Below are 2,841 nucleotides of genomic sequence, written 5' to 3'. Positions count from 1 at the left end.
CTCCCGGCCACCCACAGCGTACCCTCGATGGGTGGCCGGGAGGGGGAGCGGGCCGGCACCGCCTCGAAATTCGCGCTTCCGCGAATTTTCAGACAGGCTCCTCGCTTGGCGAGGAAGGTTCAAATGACCCACGCGCCGGCATCGCGGTCGGCGGGCTTGAGCGTCAGGTCGTTGCGGACGGTGGGGCCGAGCGCGCGGATACGGTCCTTGATATGCGCCGGGCGCGGGCCGTCGGGGGTCGCCACCGCGTCGATCACGTACGGCACGTTGACGCGGCGGGCGGCTTCCTCCGCCTGGGCGATCCGCTCGCCATCCTCGCCGACGTCGGTGGCATCCTCGACATGGCGCGACCAGTCGGTCCCGGTCCACCACGTCACGTCGCCGCTGGGCAGGTCGTTGCCGGTCAGCAGTTTCATGCCATTGCCTCCGCTGCTGTGGCCCATGCGCCGAGCTTGTCCTCGGCATCGGCCAGTTGCACCACTTCACCGACGACGATCACCGCCGGGCTGCCGACACGCTCGCGCGCGACCATCGGCCCCAGATCGGCGAGCAGGGTGCGCAGCGCGCGGGCGTCGGCATAGGTGCCGCGCTCCAGCACCGCGACCGGCATGTCGGGGGCGACGCCGTCGGCCATCAGCTTGTCGGCGATCGCCTCGGCGGTGGCGACGCCCATGTAGATCACCAGCGTGCGACCCTGTCCGGCGAGGCCCGACCAGTCCTGTTCGGCGAGGCCCTTGCACTGGCCGGCGACGAAGCTGACCGCCGACGACCAGTCGCGGTGGGTGAGCGGCAGCATCGCCCCCGCCGCGCAGCCGAGCGCGGCCGAGACGCCGGGAATGACCTCGACGGGGAGGCCGGCGGCGCGGACCGCCTCAACCTCCTCACCGCCGCGACCGAAGATGAACGGATCGCCGCCCTTCAGCCGGACGACGATCGCTCCGGTCTTGACGTGGGCGACGATTAGCGCGTTGATCGCCTCCTGCGGCAGCGTGTGGCGCGCGCGCTGCTTGGCGACCGAGATGCGCTGCGCGGTGGCGGGCGCATGGTCGAGGACGCGGCGGTCGATCAGCCCGTCGTGGACGACGACGTCGGCGGATTTCAGCGCCTCGACCGCGCGCACGGTCAGCAGGCCCGGATCGCCAGGCCCGGCGCCGACGAGGATGACGCGCCCGCGCGCGGTGGGATCGAGTAGACTTGCCATGGTGGAATAGATGCGGGCCGGGCGGGGTTTGCGCAACCGACGCTTGCTTGGGGGACGGGTAGGGATTCTTTGCCTGCTTTCGTCATTCCCGCGCAGGCGGGAATCCATATGCGCTGACGCTGCGGTGCTATCACGAGCGTCGGCGGCAATGGATTCCCGCCTGCGCGGGAATGACGAAATCGTCACCCGATCGCCTGCATCGCCCTTGCCTGCGCGGCGACCAGTGCCAGTGTCGAGGCGTCGGTGTCGAACACGCCGTACCAGCCCTGCGGTTCGTGCGGGGGGTCGCCCATGTACTGGAGGTCGCCGGGGTGGAAGCGCCAGTCGGCGTTCTTCGTCCGCGCCTCGCCGTTCCATGCCCAGAAGTTCGTGCCGGCGGTCGGCCCGCCGCTTTGCGCGTCGGCGAGGGCGAGGCGGTGGAGCAACTGGTAGAAGCGATCCTTGTAGACGATCGATGCTTTCGGATCGTTGCTGCCGCCGTCGCGCGGATAGCCGAATTCCTCGATCACCATCGGCTTGTTCAGATCGCGGGCGATGGCGATGTGCTTGCGGACATAGTCCTCGACCAGCGTCTCGCCCCGGGCATAGGTGCCGGGCAGGTCCTTCTGGTCGACCCAGGTCCAGTTGTTCGGCCAGACATGGACCGTCAGATAGTCGATCGAATCGAACGCATGTTCGGTGCGAACGATGTCGGTCTGCTCAAGGCTGCCCTTCAACCCTTCGCTGCCGGTCGACACCAGATGATTGGCGTCGAGCGACTTGATGAGGCGGGCGGTGCCGTCGACCCAGCCGTAGAAGTCGGGCAGCTTCGCATGCGCCAGATCACCCGCCGGGCGCGGTTCGTTGCAGAGCTGCCACGCCATCACCGCCGGATCGTCGCGGTACGGCTTGCCGGTCACGCGGTTGGTGCGCGTCACGACCGCGCGGACATAGGCGTGGTAGAGCGCCACCGCGCGGGCATTGCCGTAGAAGCGCGAATTCGAATTGGGGAATTCGGGCCATGGATGCTTGGGGTCGCCCATGTCGATCCACGGTTCGCCGACATAGCTGAGATAGGTCATCAGCCCGCCAGACCATTCCCAGAAGTTGGTCAGGCACAGCACGGCGGTCATCCCCCGCCGCGCGATCTCCGCCATCGCCCAGTCGAGCCCGGCGAGCATCGTTTCGTTATAATCGGCGTTGGCGGTGCGGAAACCCGGCTTAATCGAATTGTTGAGCGGACCTTCCTCGGCCGATGCCATGATGCGCAGGTTGGTGACGCCCGCCGCCTTCAACCGGTCGAGCTCGCGCGACAGGCGGGCGCGGTCGCCGTAAGGCGCATCGGCACCGAGCCATGCCGCATACCACAGGTTCGCGCCGGCGAAGCGATAGGGCCTGTCGCCCTGAATCAGCCGCATACCGTCGCGGCGAATGAAGGGTCGGGCCGCCGTGGTGCCGGGCGGGGTCTGTCCGGTGGCGGCGCATCCCGCCAGAACCAGCCCGCCCGCAAGGACGGAACGACGATCGACCACGGCTCATCTCCCTATTTGTTTTTCTTATTCCTTTCTATCGCAACCGGCGGCGCTCGCAACCATCTTCGTCGGGGCGAAGCGACATTCGATGAAATGCCGTCTCAATCTGCTCCCCTCCCTGACAGGGAG

Annotated in this window: 3 protein-coding genes; all 3 read right to left on the bottom strand. The window is 67.8% G+C overall.

What is annotated here, in order from left to right; all coding sequences use genetic code 11:
* Nucleotides 1–119: 119 nt before the first annotated feature.
* The 3 genes from ASE78_RS12105 to ASE78_RS12095 all read right to left on the bottom strand — a co-directional run bounded on the left by ASE78_RS12105 (nucleotide 120) and on the right by ASE78_RS12095 (nucleotide 2,712).
* Nucleotides 120–416, bottom strand: coding sequence for a DUF2849 domain-containing protein (locus ASE78_RS12105; RefSeq protein WP_056497527.1), 297 nt, complete (start codon nucleotides 414–416; stop codon nucleotides 120–122).
* Nucleotides 413–1,201: a uroporphyrinogen-III C-methyltransferase gene (gene cobA, locus ASE78_RS12100; protein WP_056497524.1), complete on the bottom strand. Its 789-nt coding sequence runs from the start codon at nucleotides 1,199–1,201 to the stop codon at nucleotides 413–415. The genes ASE78_RS12105 and cobA overlap by 4 nt, the downstream gene beginning before the upstream one ends.
* Before the next feature lie 182 nt (nucleotides 1,202–1,383).
* Nucleotides 1,384–2,712 carry a glycoside hydrolase 5 family protein gene (locus ASE78_RS12095; RefSeq protein ID WP_082467196.1) on the bottom strand — a complete coding sequence of 443 codons (1,329 nt, stop codon included), beginning with the start codon at nucleotides 2,710–2,712 and terminating at the stop codon, nucleotides 1,384–1,386.
* Nucleotides 2,713–2,841: the final 129 nt, after the last annotated feature.

The sequence above is a fragment of the Sphingomonas sp. Leaf25 genome (genome assembly GCF_001421635.1).
Taxonomy (GTDB): Bacteria; Pseudomonadota; Alphaproteobacteria; order Sphingomonadales; family Sphingomonadaceae; genus Sphingomonas.
This window is presented reverse-complemented; position numbering and strand designations above follow the sequence as displayed.